General features: G+C 48.6%; 12 protein-coding genes. 6 read left to right on the top strand and 6 right to left on the bottom strand.

Annotation, left to right across the window (positions count from 1 at the left end; genetic code table 11):
* Positions 1-26 precede the first annotated feature (26 nt).
* The 3 genes from XMA152_RS00985 to metG form a co-directional block, all read right to left on the bottom strand.
* Complete coding sequence (locus XMA152_RS00985) at positions 27-1,421, bottom strand: NAD(P)(+) transhydrogenase (Re/Si-specific) subunit beta (RefSeq protein ID WP_173482450.1); 1,395 nt, start codon at positions 1,419-1,421, stop codon at positions 27-29.
* An 11-nt stretch (positions 1,422-1,432) separates the two neighbouring features.
* On the bottom strand, positions 1,433-2,998 hold the full coding sequence (locus XMA152_RS00990) for a Re/Si-specific NAD(P)(+) transhydrogenase subunit alpha (RefSeq protein WP_173480873.1): 1,566 nt from the start codon (positions 2,996-2,998) through the stop codon (positions 1,433-1,435).
* Positions 2,999-3,308: 310 nt separating this feature from the next.
* Positions 3,309-5,333 carry a methionine--tRNA ligase gene (gene metG, locus XMA152_RS00995; RefSeq protein ID WP_173482451.1) on the bottom strand — a complete coding sequence of 675 codons (2,025 nt, stop codon included), beginning with the start codon at positions 5,331-5,333 and terminating at the stop codon, positions 3,309-3,311.
* 151 nt (positions 5,334-5,484) lie between these two features.
* Here metG and trmA point away from each other — a divergent pair, with 151 nt between their 5' ends.
* The 5 genes from trmA (at position 5,485) to XMA152_RS01020 (ending at position 9,548) form a co-directional block, all read left to right on the top strand.
* On the top strand, positions 5,485-6,579 hold the full coding sequence (trmA, locus tag XMA152_RS01000) for a tRNA (uridine(54)-C5)-methyltransferase TrmA (protein ID WP_173480875.1): 1,095 nt from the start codon (positions 5,485-5,487) through the stop codon (positions 6,577-6,579).
* 64 nt (positions 6,580-6,643) lie between these two features.
* The gene (gene apbC / locus XMA152_RS01005) at positions 6,644-7,471 is read left to right on the top strand and encodes an iron-sulfur cluster carrier protein ApbC (RefSeq protein WP_371731518.1); all 828 of its coding nucleotides are present in this window, start codon (positions 6,644-6,646) and stop codon (positions 7,469-7,471) included.
* A gap of 74 nt (positions 7,472-7,545) precedes the next feature.
* On the top strand, positions 7,546-8,112 hold the full coding sequence (dcd, locus tag XMA152_RS01010) for a dCTP deaminase (protein WP_173480876.1): 567 nt from the start codon (positions 7,546-7,548) through the stop codon (positions 8,110-8,112).
* A gap of 1 nt (position 8,113) precedes the next feature.
* Entirely contained in the window at positions 8,114-8,758 is a 645-nt protein-coding gene (locus tag XMA152_RS01015) for a hypothetical protein (RefSeq protein ID WP_173480877.1), read from the top strand.
* A 1-nt stretch (position 8,759) separates the two neighbouring features.
* Positions 8,760-9,548 carry a hypothetical protein gene (locus XMA152_RS01020; RefSeq protein WP_173482452.1) on the top strand — a complete coding sequence of 263 codons (789 nt, stop codon included), beginning with the start codon at positions 8,760-8,762 and terminating at the stop codon, positions 9,546-9,548.
* Positions 9,549-9,558: 10 nt separating this feature from the next.
* Here the strand turns inward: XMA152_RS01020 and arsJ are convergent, their stop codons facing one another.
* The 3 genes from arsJ to XMA152_RS01035 form a co-directional block, all read right to left on the bottom strand.
* Positions 9,559-10,758: an organoarsenical effux MFS transporter ArsJ gene (gene arsJ / locus XMA152_RS01025; protein WP_173482453.1), complete on the bottom strand. Its 1,200-nt coding sequence runs from the start codon at positions 10,756-10,758 to the stop codon at positions 9,559-9,561.
* 4 nt (positions 10,759-10,762) lie between these two features.
* Positions 10,763-12,046 (bottom strand): TolC family outer membrane protein, encoded by a 1,284-nt coding sequence (locus XMA152_RS01030; protein WP_173482454.1) that lies wholly within the window; start codon positions 12,044-12,046, stop codon positions 10,763-10,765.
* A gap of 128 nt (positions 12,047-12,174) precedes the next feature.
* On the bottom strand, positions 12,175-13,359 hold the full coding sequence (locus XMA152_RS01035) for a pyridoxal phosphate-dependent aminotransferase (protein WP_173480881.1): 1,185 nt from the start codon (positions 13,357-13,359) through the stop codon (positions 12,175-12,177).
* A 135-nt stretch (positions 13,360-13,494) separates the two neighbouring features.
* Between XMA152_RS01035 and uvrB the strand changes: the two genes are divergently transcribed.
* Positions 13,495-15,525 carry an excinuclease ABC subunit UvrB gene (gene uvrB / locus XMA152_RS01040; protein WP_173482455.1) on the top strand — a complete coding sequence of 677 codons (2,031 nt, stop codon included), beginning with the start codon at positions 13,495-13,497 and terminating at the stop codon, positions 15,523-15,525.
* Positions 15,526-15,607 lie beyond the last annotated feature (82 nt).

A 15,607-nucleotide genomic window follows, 5' to 3' on the forward strand; every position in this document is an offset into this window, starting at 1 on the left:
GGTGCCGTTTTAGTATCAACTCTGGATTAGCTAATTGCTTTAAGGATTTGATCCAAACGCTCTTTAGCATCACCGAATAGCATACGTGTGTTCTCTTTGTAGAAGAGTGGGTTATCGACACCCGCATAACCAGTACCCATAGAACGTTTCATGACAATGGTCTGTTTACCGTTCCAAGGCTCAAGTACGGGCATGCCTGCGATAGGGCTGTCTGGTACTTCCTGTGCTGCAGGGTTGACGATGTCGTTGGCACCGATAACGATAGATACGTCAACGTTAGGGAAGTCTTCGTTGATCTCTTCCATCTCGTAAACGATGTCGTAAGGTACTTTCGCTTCAGCAAGCAGTACGTTCATGTGACCTGGCATACGACCCGCTACAGGGTGAATACCAAAGCGAACGTTGATGCCTTTGTCGCGAAGTTTCTTAGTGATCTCGAATACGGTGTGTTGAGCCTGAGCAACCGCCATACCGTAACCTGGTAGGATCATGACCTCTTTAGCGTTAAGAAGCATGTCTGCCGCTTCATCCGACTCAACCGAGCGAATGTCTTCAGCATTACCCGCAGGGCCTGCTGGACCACCGCTTGAAGCTTTTTGGCCAATGCCACCAAAGATTACGTTTAGGAACTTACGGTTCATCGCCTTACACATGATGTAAGAGAGGATAGCACCACTTGAACCGACCAGAGCACCGACGACGATGAGTAGATCGTTACCTAGCATGAAGCCCATCGCTGCAGCAGCCCAACCTGAGTAGCTGTTAAGCATTGAGACTACAACAGGCATATCAGCACCACCGATCGCTGCCACCATGTGCACACCAAATACCAGTGCGATGATGGTCATAACCGTCAATTCAAAGACACCGCCAGTTGCCGCTGTATCCATGTATTGAATCATGAAGTAGAACGCGATTACGCCGAGTGCGATATTGAATAGGTGACGACCTGGTAGTTGAAGAGGGCGTCCGCTAATCTTGCCGCTTAGCTTCAAGTAAGCCATCACGGAACCAGAGAAGGTCATCGCACCGATCAGAATGCCAAGGTAGGTTTCAACGGCGTGAATCGACTGAGCAACACCGGTGAGTGGTGCATGCTCTAGAGCATTCGCCCAACCCACAAATACGGCTGCTAGGCCTACAAGGCTGTGAAGAATCGCCACTAGCTCAGGCATAGAGGTCATCTCTACACGTTGCGCCAGAATGTAGCCAATGATACCACCGACAACAATACCACCGACCAGAAGTCCGTAGTTGTTAGAGACTAGGCCAACGATGGTAACACCGACAGCAATAGCCATACCCAGCATGCCATAGAAGTTACCACGACGTGCAGACTCCTGATGCGCAAGACCGCCCAGTGCCATGATAAACAGGGCGCTGGCTGCAATGTAGGAAGCTGTAATAATTCCTGAAGTCATCGATTATCTCCTTACTTCCTAAACATGCGAAGCATGCGTTGTGTTACGGCGAAACCGCCCACAATGTTGATGCTGGTAATGAACACAGCCAATCCGGCAAGCGCCATCACCACAGGATTGTCACTTGAGATCTGAATTAAAGCGCCAATCACAATAATGGAACTGATTGCGTTGGTGACAGACATCAATGGTGTGTGCAGTGAGTGCGATACGCCCCAGATAACCATGTATCCGATAAAACATGACAATACGAATACGGTTAGGTGGCCAATGAACTCAGGTGGAGCAACAGAACCCAATCCAAATAGAGCGCCACCGGCGATCAGTAGAGGGATCAGGAACGCAAGTGGGTGAGCCGGTTTTTCTACCTCTGGCTCAAGCTCTTGCTTCGCTTTAAGGCCGACGTCCTCTTTAGGTGCAAGCGAGATACGAGGCGCTGGTGGTGGCCAAGTGATGTTGCCCTCTTTGACAACCGTCGCACCACGAATCACTTCGTCTTCCATGTTGATGTCGATTTCGCCGTTTTTCTCTGGGCATAGTTCAGTCAACAGGTTCAACATGTTAGTTGCATAGAGCTGAGAGGATTGCGCTGCAAGACGGCTCGGTAGGTTGGTGTAGCCGATGATAGTGACATCGTGCTTCTTAACCACTTCGTTAGCGACGGTAAGTTTACAGTTACCACCCGCTTCCGCTGCAAGGTCAACAATGACAGAGCCAGGCTTCATGTTAGCGACCATACGCTCAGTGATCAGCTCAGGTGCCTCTTTGCCAGGGATCAGTGCGGTAGTGATAATGATATCCACTTCTGCAGCCTGAGCCGCGAATAGATCCATCTCTGCTTTGATGAACTCAGGGCTCATGGTCTTAGCGTAACCGCCAGAACCGCTGCCATCTTCGTCATCTTCGAAATCGAGCATCAGGAATTCAGCATCCATCGACTCAACTTGCTCTTTAACCTCAGGGCGAGTATCAAATGCACGAACAATGGCACCCATGCCTTTCGCAGCACCGATAGCGGCAAGACCAGCAACACCGGCACCGATAACCAGTACTTTAGCTGGATTGATTCGACCTGCTGCGGTGATCTGACCAGTGAAGAAGCGACCAAAATGCTGCGCTGCTTCAACAACGGCACGGTAACCCGCGATGTTAGCCATTGAAGATAGGGCGTCCATCTTCTGTGCACGTGAAATACGTGGAACAGAGTCCATAGCCAGTGCATTGATACCATGATCAGCCATCTCTTTGAGCATCTCAGGGTTCATCGCTGGGTATAGGAAGCTGATGATGGTTTGATCCTTCTTCATCAACTCAACGCCATTGAAACCAAGTTCAGGGTGGGCTTTAGGTGGGCGAACCTTCAGGATAATGTCTGAATTACCCCATAGCTCTTTAGGATCTTTAATGATCTCTACACCAGCTTTCTCATACTCTTCGTCCGCATAGCTAGCATCTGCGCCAGCGCCGCTTTCCATCGAGATGTCGAAACCCAGCTTTTGCATTTTAACTGCAACGTCTGGAGTGAGGGCGACGCGTTTTTCGCCTTCTTCGTTCTCGCGGGGTACACCGATTCTCATCGATTTCACCTCTCTTATAGTATCCACCCGAGGATGGCTGTTGATAACCCTGGCTCAGCATAGAAGCTAAGCCTATATAATATGGCCATTCCATAACTAAATAGAATTAACCTAAAACTAATCTTTATAATCTACTACGAAAGTTATTAATAACCAAACTGAATTAACTTATACGGATTATTAAAATTTTTCAGGATGCTTAAGATTTAGCTTAATTCTCTTCTTATTGGGATGTAATTTAATCAACAAGAGGTAATAAAAAAGGAGCCGAAGCTCCTTTTTAAAAAGACGCACTGTTCGAAAACAGGGCTTACATGATGCGCATTCCTGGCTGAGCGCCGGCATGGGGTTCTAATATCCAAAGATCCTTACCGCCAGGTCCAGCCGCTAGTACCATCCCCTCAGACATTCCAAACTTCATCTTACGCGGTGCAAGGTTAGCGACCATAACGGTCAGTTTGCCTTCCAAGTCTTCTGGAGCATAGGCCGATTTGATACCTGCAAAGACATTGCGTGTCTCATCGCCTAGATCAAGCGTCAATCGAAGGAGTTTGTCAGCACCTTCAACATGCTCAGCTTTAGCGATGCGAGCGACACGAAGATCGACTTTGGCAAAGTCTGGAAACTCGATGGTCTCAGCAATGGGCTCTTTACTAGGCTCAGCCTTTTTAACAGGCGCAGCGGCTTGTAGATTCTGTTTTGAATCTTCGATGACCGCCTCGATCTTTTCAGGCTCTACACGCTGCATAAGCGGCTTGAACTTGTTGATCTTTTGGTCCAGTAGAGGTGTTTGAATCTCATCCCAAGCAAAGCTTTCAATATTAAGGAAGCCTTTAGCTTGTTCAGATACCTCTGGAAGAACTGGAGTTAAGTAACTAATGATCACTCGGAATAGGTTAATGCCCATGGTACAGCAGGCTTGAACCTCAGCCTCTTTACCTTCCTGCTTAGCCAATACCCAAGGCTCAGCTGCATCAATATACTGGTTGGCTTTATCGGCTAATGCCATGATTTCGCGCATCGCTTTGGCGTACTCGCGCTTTTCATAAGCATTTGCAATCGAATCACCAGCGGCAACTGCTTCGTTATAGAGCTCTGGTTGAGCCAGTGTGCTATCCAGTTGGCCATCAAACTTCTTAGTGATAAATCCTGCACAACGGCTCGCAATGTTGATGACTTTGTTAACTAGATCGGCGTTAACACGAAGACGGAAGTCCTCTAAGCTTAAGTCGATGTCATCAATACCTGAGCCCAGTTTCGCTGCAAAGTAGTAGCGTAGATACTCTGGACGTAGGTGTTTCAGGTAGGTCTCGGCCATAATAAAGGTGCCACGAGACTTAGACATCTTCTGTCCATCGACTGTTAGGAAACCGTGACAGAAAACCCCTGTTGGTGTTCTAAATCCTGCACCATGCAGTTCAGCAGGCCAGAATAGGGTGTGGAAGTAGGCGATGTCTTTACCGATGAAGTGATAGAGTTCAGCGCTGCTATCTTCTGACCAGTACTCATTGAAATCGACGCCATTTTTATCCGCCCAATTTTTAAAGCTAGCCATGTAGCCGATGGGAGCGTCCAACCAAACGTAGAAGTATTTGCCAGGGGCGTCAGGAATCTCAAATCCCCAGTAGGGCGCATCACGTGAGATATCCCACTGTTGAAGACCGGATTCGAACCACTCATTCAGCTTGTGTTTCATCTGATCCTGAACGTGTGTGTCTACCCAGCCTTTAAGGAAGGATTCGAAATCTTCAAGCTTAAAGAAGTAGTGCTCAGACTCTTTCTCGATCGGTTTTGCACCTGATACAGCAGAGTAGGCATTTTTCAGTTCAGTCGGGGCATAGGTTGCACCACACTTTTCACACGAGTCGCCGTACTGATCTTCCGCACCACATTTTGGACAGTCACCTTTGATGAAACGATCCGGAAGGAACATCTCCTTTTCAGGATCGTACGCTTGAGTGATGGTGCGACGAGCAATGTGACCTTTATCTCGTAAACGCGTGTAGATCAGTTCAGCAAACTGCTTGTTCTCTTCCGAGTGCGTCGAGTAGTAGTTGTCGAAGTTGACCAAAAAACCTGAGAAGTCACGCTGGTGCTCTTCACTGACTTTGTCGATCAATGCTTGAGGTGAGATACCCATCTGATCCGCTTTCAGCATGATCGGTGTACCGTGAGCATCATCTGCACAGACGTATGTACATTGATGGCCGCGCTGCTTTTGGAAGCGAACCCAAATATCGGTTTGGATGTATTCAACTAGGTGGCCCAGGTGAATAGGTCCATTAGCGTAAGGCAGGGCACTGGTAACAAGAATCTTGCGATTAGAATCAGTCATCTAGGTTAATCACTATCTACTACGAAAAAATTGAGCGTCGATTTTACGCGTTTACTTCGATTGATTAAAGGTCTCAGGTTTGGTCACTACTCAATGCACTGTTACACTGCGCCCCAATTACTCTTTTTAGACGTTTAAAGGCACCCATTGCATGTCATCTTTACCGGTTATTGATCCTGCCCTCTACGAACAGCAACTTGCTGAAAAAGCAGAAACAATGCAGCAGTTATTCTCAGAGTTTGATCTTCCCGAGCTCGAGCTGTTTCGCTCCCCACCAGAGAACTACCGTATGCGAGCAGAGTTTCGAGTTTGGCATGATGGTGATGAGATCGACTACGTGATGTTTGAACCGGGAGATAAGCGCAAACCGGTCAAGGTGACAGAATGCAAAATGGTCGATACGCGCATTGAATCGATGATGTTCGATTTTCTCGAGCGTTTAAAAGGTGACGTTGAGCTGCGTAAACGTCTATTTCAAATAGATTTCCTAGCGACCTTAAAAGGGGAGCTGTTGGTCAGCATGCTCTACCACCGCGCGATCGGAGAAGAGTGGATTGAGGCGGCAAAACCCCTTCGTGAAGAGTTTGGCATTGATATTGTAGGCCGTTCACGTAAAAACAAGATTGTGTTGGATCGTGATTTTGTTATTGAAACGATTCAGATCAATGGTCAGCCCTTCACCTACAAACAGACCGAAAACAGTTTCACCCAACCCAACGCTAAGGTGTGTGAACAGATGATCGAGTGGGCGTTGGATGCAACTCAAGATGCTAGGGGCGACCTGGTGGAGTTCTACTGTGGTAACGGTAACTTCAGTCTGCCGCTAGCGCAGAACTTCGATCGAGTTGTCGGTACTGAGATCTCTAAAGAGTCGGTACGCAGTGCGCAGTACAACATTGAGGTAAATGGTGTTGAGAACGTCTCTATTTTGCGCCTCTCTTCAGAAGAGTTTACTGAGGTACTTCAAGGCACTCGTACTTCTCGTAGAACCGAAGGGTTGGATCTGACCAGCTTTGATTTTCAAACCGTACTGGTTGATCCGCCTCGTGCAGGTTTAGATGCAGAGACCGTTAAGCAAGTGCAGACCTACCCGGCGATTGTCTATATCTCCTGTAACCCTGAAACCTTAAAAGAGAATTTAGAGATACTGTCTCAGACTCACGACGTGCAGCGTTTTGCTCTGTTTGATCAGTTCCCATACACCCATCATGTCGAATGTGGCGTATACCTTACTAAGAAGGTCTAGTTAATCGATCCTCTTTTTGAAATAATCCTACTAAATTACTTGGTTATTATGTTTGGGTGGTACCGTGTCTCAGAAACTTGAAAATCTTGCGGGTGTTAAAAAAATTGTCGCGATCTCCTCTGGTAAAGGCGGAGTGGGTAAGTCGACGGTCACAGCTAACCTGGCAGCTGCTCTATCTGTACAGGGTCTTCGTGTCGGCGTGTTGGATGCTGATATTTACGGTCCCAGCCAAGCAATGATGTTTGGTGTACCTGCAGGTACTCGCCCGAAAACAGCTGAAGAGAAGTACTTTATTCCCGTCGTCGCGCACGACATTCAGACTATGTCGATCAGTTATTTGATCGATGAAGATACACCTATGGTGTGGCGTGGTCCCATGGTAAGTAGTGCGCTTCAGCAGCTGTTGATGCAGACACAATGGGATGATTTGGATCTTCTGCTGATCGATATGCCGCCTGGTACAGGTGACATTCAATTGACGCTGTCGCAAAAGGTACCGGTCGATGGTGCCATCGTCGTAACCACGCCTCAGGATATTGCGCTGCTTGATGCCAAGAAGGGCATTGAGATGTTCCGTAAGGTCGATATTCCAGTGCTAGGCATCATTGAAAACATGAGCGTGCACGTCTGTTCAAACTGCGGTCATGTTGACCCCATTTTTGGGGAAGGTGGCGGTGATAAGATGGCAGAGCAGTATCAAACCAAGCTCTTGGGTCAGTTACCTTTGGCAATGCCAATTCGCGTGCAGGCCGACTCGGGCACACCCATCGTCATTGCCGAACCTGAATCTGAGTATGCCAGCCTCTATCAAAGGGTTGCGGCTTCCGTCAGTGAAGTGCTTGCCAATCACACACAGGCTGAGGCGCCTTTCATCAACATCATGGATGATTGATGTGTAAAGAAAAGGCTCTATTTCTGGAGCCTTTTTTGCTATTATTTCGCGGTTTTCTTTTTAGGTGATAAGTAATGGGTATCAAAGCCGATAAGTGGATCCGTCGCATGGCGGAACAGCAACAGATGATTGATCCGTTTGAGCCGGGTCAGGTTCGTGAAGTGAATGGTGAAAAGATCGTCTCATACGGTACGTCTAGCTACGGCTATGATGTTCGTTGTGCTGACGAGTTTAAAATCTTCACCAACATCAACTCATCGGTTGTCGACCCTAAAGACTTCAACAGCGAGAGCTTTGTTAATGTGAAGTCGGATGTCTGTATCATCCCGCCAAACTCCTTTGCACTGGCTCGCACTGTTGAATACTTCAAGATCCCCCGTGATGTGCTAACAATCTGCTTGGGTAAAAGTACCTACGCACGTTGTGGCATCATTGTGAACGTCACACCGCTCGAACCAGAGTGGGAAGGTCACGTGACACTTGAGTTCTCTAATACCACGCCGCTGCCTGCTAAGATCTATGCTAACGAGGGTGTAGCTCAGATGCTCTTTATTGGCGGTGATGAAGTGTGTGAAGTCTCCTACGGTGATCGTGGTGGTAAATACCAGGGTCAAACGGGTGTGACCTTACCACGCACTTAATATGCAAGAACAAGTCGATAGTATTAAAGCCTTTTGGGATGATCTTGCGATTACCCTAGATGCCCTTCAACACGCCACGCTCGAGCAGCTCGCTGAGCAAGGTGAGCGTGTGCTTATGGATTACAGACCGACACTGAAAGAGATCGACTCTAACCTGACGTTCCATTTTGAGCGTAATCAAGAGGATGGTCCTGTTCAGTTGGTCTTTGGTTGTGATGGCTACCCAGAGTCGATTCACAGTGTGTTAACACTGGTCGGTGCTGCGCCTAAACTGAATGGCTTCCAAGTACGCGCCTTCAATGAGCGTCATGATCCTGTGCCACGCACCGTCGATCTGGGCGGAGAGCTCTGTGAGATCAACGACTACTGGTATTCACTGCGCACCATCAATGGCAAGTTAGAGCTCGCCATCTACATGGAAGATGCACCGACCGTGCTCGATATGGATCCGCGAGTTGAGGCAGTCATGATTCTACTGGATGCGCTGATTGGTGAGTACGAGATTATGGTGCGAATTTGGGCCTTGGATTGGTATGAACTTCCAGCCTGTCCACGTGATTTTGGGCTATCGCCGCTATCCCAGCTCAGATCTGAATTTGATCAGATTAAATCTGACATTAAACCCATTGGTATCAATCTGCACTAATATGAGTGACAAGTTGACCGAACTGCTTGATGACCTTCGCGAAGCCTATCTCAAAGAGATGGAGGCTAACGGCCACAGCTACCCCTTTAAAACGGCTCACCAGCTTGCTCATAGGCGTTTAGCCTTGCCAGCTGACGAGTTAGTAGAGCTCATTCTATCAGCGCCACGCCTGTTGGCTTCACGTGCCGGTGATCTGATCGAGAGTGAAGAGGAGGGTGCAAACCCGACCATCGGAGCGATCATCAGTGCCAATCTTGTGGCGGCGGGTATGGATGGTCTAATGATGGTTGCGACCAAGCGCGACTGGTTAGAGCGTGATGAGCATGGCGATCTGTTGGTTGATGCGCATGAACTGGACCTCTGCAAACCCGTTTTAGGTGTCGATTACACGAAAACCCCTAAAGAGTTCGTTCCGCAAAGTGGACGGAGTCAGCTCTCTGATCTGTTCGCTGCGGCTGAAACAGCCTTCGAAAGTGCGCTGAGCAGTGAGACGATGGATGCCTATCAGCTCAGTCTTAAAATTGCGTCGGACTATGCTGTTTTTGCTCCAGATGATTTGGCACCGCTGTTGGCCGAAAACCCTTTAATGTTGGGGTTACGAAACGATGGATTGGTGGATCCCGAGATGTTCAATCAAGATCCACCCGCTGGCATGATTCTTAGTGCACATCTGACTGAGATGATGGTAGCTCAAATGGTGGATCATGCCATTGAAAAGGGCGCCATCGGAATGGATTCAGAAGGTCAGCCTCTATTTGTCGATGATGAAGAGCCACCGACACTGCATTAATAAGGTTGGGTTAGATTGGCAGTTTTCGGCTGAGCAGCGCCGCTGCTAAAACCATAATCGCAGATCCAGCAAGGCAAGCCACTAGCCCCGCAACGCCTAATCCAGTCCACTGAAACAGTGCACCCGATAGCAGGGTGCCGATCAAGCGCCCCATGGCATTAGCCATGTAATAGAACCCCACATCTAACGAGACACCGTCTGCTTTGGCATAGCTAACAATTAAATAGCTGTGAACGGCTGAGTTGAGGGCAAAGATCAGCGCAAACAGCGCTAAACCCACCATTATGACCCAGGTGGGCTCGACCTCTGCGAAGAGTAGAGCAGCAATCGCGGTTGGAACTAGGGTTAACAGGGCTGCTAGCGTGACGGCTCGGTCACGACTGGGTGGGTGCTCTCTGTTATTCAGCAGTTTTGGCGATGACGCTTGAATAATGCCGTAGCCAATAATCCACATCGCCATAAACGCACCGGTTGCCTCTTCACCCCAGTTAAGCGTATCAGCAAGAAAGACGGGCAGCGCGATAACAAACCAGATATCCCGTGCACCGAATAGAAAGAACCGGGCAGCAGAAAGTCTATTAACGGAGTCACTTTTAGAGAATATCTCTCTGAATTTAGGTTTGTAGCTCGCTTTACCTAACTCCTTTTTTAGCAGCAGTAGAGAGCTGATCCAGACAATCAGTAAGACCGCTGCCATCGCGGTAACCGCCCCTTGAAACCCTAGCCAGACCAGCAGGGCGCCACCCATAAAGAAGCCCACACCTTTTAGCGTGTTTTTCGATCCTGTAAGCAGTGCGACCCATTTAAATAGAGAACTTTCGGCGTTTTCAGGAACCAGTTGCTTGATGGCACTTTTCGCACTCATTTTATTCAGATCTTTAGCAATGCCGGAAAGCGCTTGGGCGGCCATCACCCAGGGAATGGTGAGATAGACTGAAGGAACTGCCAGCATGGCTAGTGCGCCAATCTGTAAGGCGAGCCCAATGTTCATGGTCCTATTCAGGCCAATACGAGCTCCGAGCCAACCACCAACTAGATTGGTTACGACCCCAAAGAGTTCGTAAAAGAGGAATAGAAAGGCGATCTGAAGTGGAGAGTATCCGAGTTGGTGGAAATAGAGCACGACCAACATACGAAGGGCGCCATCCGTGAGGGTGAACGCCCAGTAATTACCCGTAATTAGCAGGTACTGACGGACAGCACCATTCATACACTTAACCTTCTAGCCAGCTATCAAGAGACTCAATGTCTGCAGGGCTTAGTGTACCTAGAGTAGATTTCATTTCTGTGACAAGCGCGATGTGATCGATACGCGCTTCAGCGTAGTCTGTTTTAGCAGCGTAGAGTGCGGTTTCAGCGTTAAGTACATCAACGATGTTACGTGTGCCGACTTCAAACCCTTGTGAAGTTGCTTCTAGAGCTTTTTCACGAGATTCCAGTGCGACTTTGCGAGCTTCAACGGTTTTAACAATCGCTTCGATGTCACGCAGTAATTTGCGGGTGTCGGCTTTAACCGTTTTAACTTCACCTTCGTAAGCGAAAAGTGCTTCGGTGTGTTTGTAGGCGTACTTGTCTTGGTTCGCAGTCGTTTCAAAACCGCTAAAGATCGGAATGCTTAGCGTTAGTGATGTGTTGTAATCACCACGTGTTTCATAAGCAGTATCACCGCTCAGTGCGTTGTAACGGAATGATAGAGTTGGCAGGTGAGCAGATGCATAGGCTTCTGCTTCATAGCCGGCTGAAATCTCTGACAATTTCTTCAGACGAAGGGCGATATTACCCGCCAACGCTTTCTCTACCCACTCTGATTCTGACCCTTCAGTAATGCCCTCGATAGGGTAACTCGCTTTAATCTTCTTAAGATCGACACTGCTAACGCCCGTCATCTTCTCCAACGAATCGAGAGCACTTTCGACACCGCTCTGTGCTGTAAACAGGGATGCGCGCGCATCATCATAAGAGGCGCGAGCTTCTAGCACATCGGTAATCGCAATTAAGCCCACTTCGAACTGTGCGTTCACCTGATCTAGACGGCGTTTTAGTGCGCGCTCCTGCGCTTCAGCGACCTCTAGACCGTTTTTGGCTTTAAGAGCACCAAGATAGGTCGAGACAAGGCGGAACATCAAGCCCTGATCAGCAGCCTCTATAGAGAGCTGAGTGATCTCTGGCAGCTGATTGGCTGCTTTATAACCGTACCAAGCGGGCATACTGAAAAGAGTCTGATCGATCGTCAGAGTCATGCCTTTAGTCGTAGAAGAGTTGCCTGAAGGGTTCGATGTAGATCGAGTAGCGGTCATACCAACCGTTGGGTAGAGATTAGACAGTGCGATGTCATACCCAGTCTCTGTTGCTAGTGCAGAAGCGCGACTCTCTTGGTAAGAGGCGTCATTTTTAAGGGCGCTGTTGTAAAGATCGGTCAAAACACCAGCCTGTGTTGACGCTGAAATCAGGGTGACAATCGAAATCGCAAGTGACTGCTTTGCAAAGCGAGCGTTCATAAAAGATCCTGTTAAATTCGTTAAATGGTCATTGAAGGCTATATTAGCAACTTCTAAATTAATAACAAAGGTCTGTACATAAAAAACCGGATACGAGATCCGGTTTAGTGTAGTTCAGTTAGACCTGATTAGGCGAGTGCTTTCGCGATTCGCTCAATCGCATCGGCCAGTATCTCTTTGCTAGTTGCAAAGGAGAGGCGCATATTGCCCGGCGCGCCGAATGCAGAACCAGGTACCAGTGCGACACCGGCTTCCTGAAGTAGGTATTCAGCCAGTTCAATATCATCGTTGATGTCTGAACGTGCATCGATGACACCTTGGAAGCTTGGGAATGCGTAGAAAGTGCCATCGGCAGGGATGCACTCAACACCCTCGATTTTGTTCAGTTCTGAAACGACAAATTCATGGCGCTCTTTGAAAGCGACAACCATCTCAGCAACACAACCCTGATCGCCTTCCAGTGCAGCGCGAGCCGCTTCCTGTGCAATTGAACATGGGTTTGAAGTCGATTGAGACTGTACCTTTTTCATCGCGCCGATGAGTTTAGCGGGACCTGCAGCATATCCGATACGCCAGCCCGTCATAGAGTAGGCCTTAGAGACACCGTTTAATACGATGGTACGATCGTAAAGCTCTGGTGCTGCATTAAGAATGTTCACAAAGGGTTGGTCATTGAAACGAATGTGCTCATACATATCATCCGTCGCAATCAGAACCTCTGGGTGCTCTTTCAAAACATCAGCAAGTGCTTTCAGCTCATCAAGCGTGTAAGCAACGCCTGTTGGGTTTGAAGGGCTGTTAATAACAACAAGACGAGTCTTGTCCGTTAGAGCCGCTTTTAACTGCTCAGCAGTCATTTTAAAGCGCTGCTCCTGAGTCGTTGGAACAATGACCGGCACACCGTCAGAGACCAGAACCATATCAGGGTAAGAGACCCAGTAAGGTGCTGGGATAACCACTTCATCACCTTCATTGATCAGTGCCAGTGATAGGTTGAAAAAGCTCTGTTTACCGCCTGATGAGACTAGAATCTGGTTTGGCTCGTAAGAGAGACCGTTGTCTTTTGAGAACTTCTCAATAATCGCTTTTTTAAGCGCTGGTGTACCATCGACAGCGGTGTATTTGGTCATACCCTTGTTAATGGCTTCAATAGCAGCGGCTTTGATGTGTTCAGGAGTATCAAAGTCAGGTTCACCTGCACCTAGGCCAATAATGTTTTGACCAGCAGCACGAAGCTCAGCAGCACGGTTAGTGACAGCCAGGGTAGGTGACGGCTTAATGTTGTTGACGCGGTTAGAGAGTCGAACGTCCAATCGAAATATCCTCAAAAAACGAAATGTTCGTGTGGCTTTTATAAAGCGTTGCACATTATATAGGAGTTTGAGTTCCGTTATAATCCCCTGAAACCCTTATAACTCCGCGTTTTTTTAATATTTTAGGTCTGATGAATGAAAACTCCGTTTAAAGTCTCATCCAAATTTGAACCTGCAGGGGATCAGCCAACGGCGATTGCTGGCTTAGTGGATGGTTTGGAGTCCGGTCTTGCGTCGCAAACTCTATTGGGTGTGACCGGTTCGGGTAAGACCTTTACCGTTGCCAACGTCATTGCTGAAGTTCAACGACCTACGATCATATTGGCACACAATAAAACCCTAGCGGCCCAGCTGTACGGTGAGTTTAAGGAGTTTTTTCCAAACAACTCAGTAGAGTATTTTGTCTCCTACTACGACTACTACCAGCCCGAAGCCTATGTTCCATCGTCGGACACCTTCATCGAGAAAGACGCGTCGGTTAACGATCACATTGAGCAGATGCGACTCTCTGCAACTAAGGCTCTGTTAGAGCGAGACGATGCCATCATCGTGGCCACCGTCTCAGCCATTTATGGTTTGGGTGACCCTAAATCCTATTTGGCGATGATGCTCCATTTGGACCGAGGCGATCGGATTGATCAGCGCGGGTTACTGCGTCGACTGGCGGAGCTCCAATACACACGAAACGATATTGATTTGCACCGTGGTACCTATCGTGTCCGGGGTGATGTGATCGATATCTACCCAGCAGAATCGGATCGTGATGCGCTTCGCATTGAGCTGTTTGACGATGAGATTGAGGAGCTCGCCTGGTTTGATCCTTTAACCGGTGAAGTATTGCGTCGCGTGCCGCGTGCAACGGTCTATCCTAAAACTCACTACGTTACTCCGCGCGAGACACTGCTTGAGGCGGTCGAACACATAAAAGAGGAGTTGCGAGAGAGGCTCAAACAGCTGCGCGATAATAACAAGTTGGTTGAGGCGCAGCGATTAGAGCAGCGCACGCTCTATGATATTGAGATGATCCTCGAGCTAGGTTACTGCTCTGGTATTGAGAACTACTCACGTTACCTGTCAGGGAAGCCTGCCGGTGCACCGCCACCGACCCTGTTTGAATACCTACCAGATAATGCGTTGTTGGTGATCGATGAGTCTCATGTCACCGTTCCGCAGTTGGGTGCCATGTATCGTGGTGACCGTTCACGAAAAGAGACGCTGGTTGAGTACGGTTTCCGCTTACCCTCAGCGCTGGATAACCGACCGCTTAAGTTTGAAGAGTGGGAGCATCTAGCGCCCCAAATGATTTTTGTCTCTGCCACGCCCAGTAAATATGAAGCGGCCAATGCTCAAGCAATTGTTGAGCAGGTGGTTAGGCCAACGGGGTTGGTCGATCCAGTGGTTGAAGTCAGACCCGCTCAAACTCAGGTCGATGACCTGCTTGGGGAGGTACGTAAAACTGTCGCTAAAGGTGAGCGAGTTATTGTGACGGTTCTGACCAAACGGATGGCTGAAGATTTAACAGAGTATCTAGCGGAGCATGATGTCAAAGTGCGCTATTTACACTCTGATATCGATACCGTGGAGCGTGTTGAGATCATACGAGATCTGCGAATAGGGGAGTTTGATGTCCTTGTTGGTATCAACCTGCTGCGTGAGGGTATCGACATGCCGGAGGTCTCTCTAGTAACGATTCTTGATGCCGACAAAGAGGGCTTCTTACGATCGGATACCTCTATGATTCAGACCATCGGGCGGGCCGCGCGTAATGTAAATGGTCGGGCGATTCTCTATGCCGACCGAATTACCGGGTCTATGCAGCGCGCGATGGATGAAACCGCGCGCCGTCGTGAAAAGCAGATCGCATTCAACGAAGAGCACGGCATTACGCCAAAAGGTATTCAGAAGTCCGTTGCTGACATCATGGAAGGGGCAACCATTCCTGGTAAGAAGGTGGGTAAACAGTCAGCTCGTAAAGCGGCTGAACCAACGCCAGAGTACCAACTCTCTGCCAAAGCGATGTCGCCTAAAGAGCTCTCTAAAGCGTTGTCGACATTGGAAGATAAAATGTATGAAGCCGCTAAGAACTTGGAGTTTGAGAAGGCGGCTCAGTTGCGCGATCAGCTAGAGCAGTTGAAGCACTCGGCAATCGATACCGGACAAGACTAGCCTCTAAAATATTGGATCGGTCTGTTGGATCGGCATTATCTGTTGGAGCGGTCTTGCAAAGGCCGCGATGGGTTAATCATCT

This window comes from Marinobacterium sp. xm-a-152, from assembly GCF_013282965.1.
GTDB lineage: Bacteria > Pseudomonadota > Gammaproteobacteria > Pseudomonadales > Balneatricaceae > Marinobacterium_E.

Bases quoted from the DNA above. Each gene is read 5' to 3' on its own strand.
- XMA152_RS00985 (WP_173482450.1), bottom strand. From the start codon at position 1,421: ATGACTTCAGGAATTATTACAGCTTCCTACATTGCAGCCAGCGCCCTG.
- XMA152_RS00990 (WP_173480873.1), bottom strand. From the start codon at position 2,998: ATGAGAATCGGTGTACCCCGCGAGAACGAAGAAGGCGAAAAACGCGTC.
- metG (WP_173482451.1), bottom strand. From the start codon at position 5,333: ATGACTGATTCTAATCGCAAGATTCTTGTTACCAGTGCCCTGCCTTAC.
- trmA (WP_173480875.1), top strand. From the start codon at position 5,485: ATGTCATCTTTACCGGTTATTGATCCTGCCCTCTACGAACAGCAACTT.
- dcd (WP_173480876.1), top strand. From the start codon at position 7,546: ATGGGTATCAAAGCCGATAAGTGGATCCGTCGCATGGCGGAACAGCAA.
- XMA152_RS01015 (WP_173480877.1), top strand. From the start codon at position 8,114: ATGCAAGAACAAGTCGATAGTATTAAAGCCTTTTGGGATGATCTTGCG.
- XMA152_RS01020 (WP_173482452.1), top strand. From the start codon at position 8,760: ATGAGTGACAAGTTGACCGAACTGCTTGATGACCTTCGCGAAGCCTAT.
- arsJ (WP_173482453.1), bottom strand. From the start codon at position 10,758: ATGAATGGTGCTGTCCGTCAGTACCTGCTAATTACGGGTAATTACTGG.
- XMA152_RS01030 (WP_173482454.1), bottom strand. From the start codon at position 12,046: ATGAACGCTCGCTTTGCAAAGCAGTCACTTGCGATTTCGATTGTCACC.
- uvrB (WP_173482455.1), top strand. From the start codon at position 13,495: ATGAAAACTCCGTTTAAAGTCTCATCCAAATTTGAACCTGCAGGGGAT.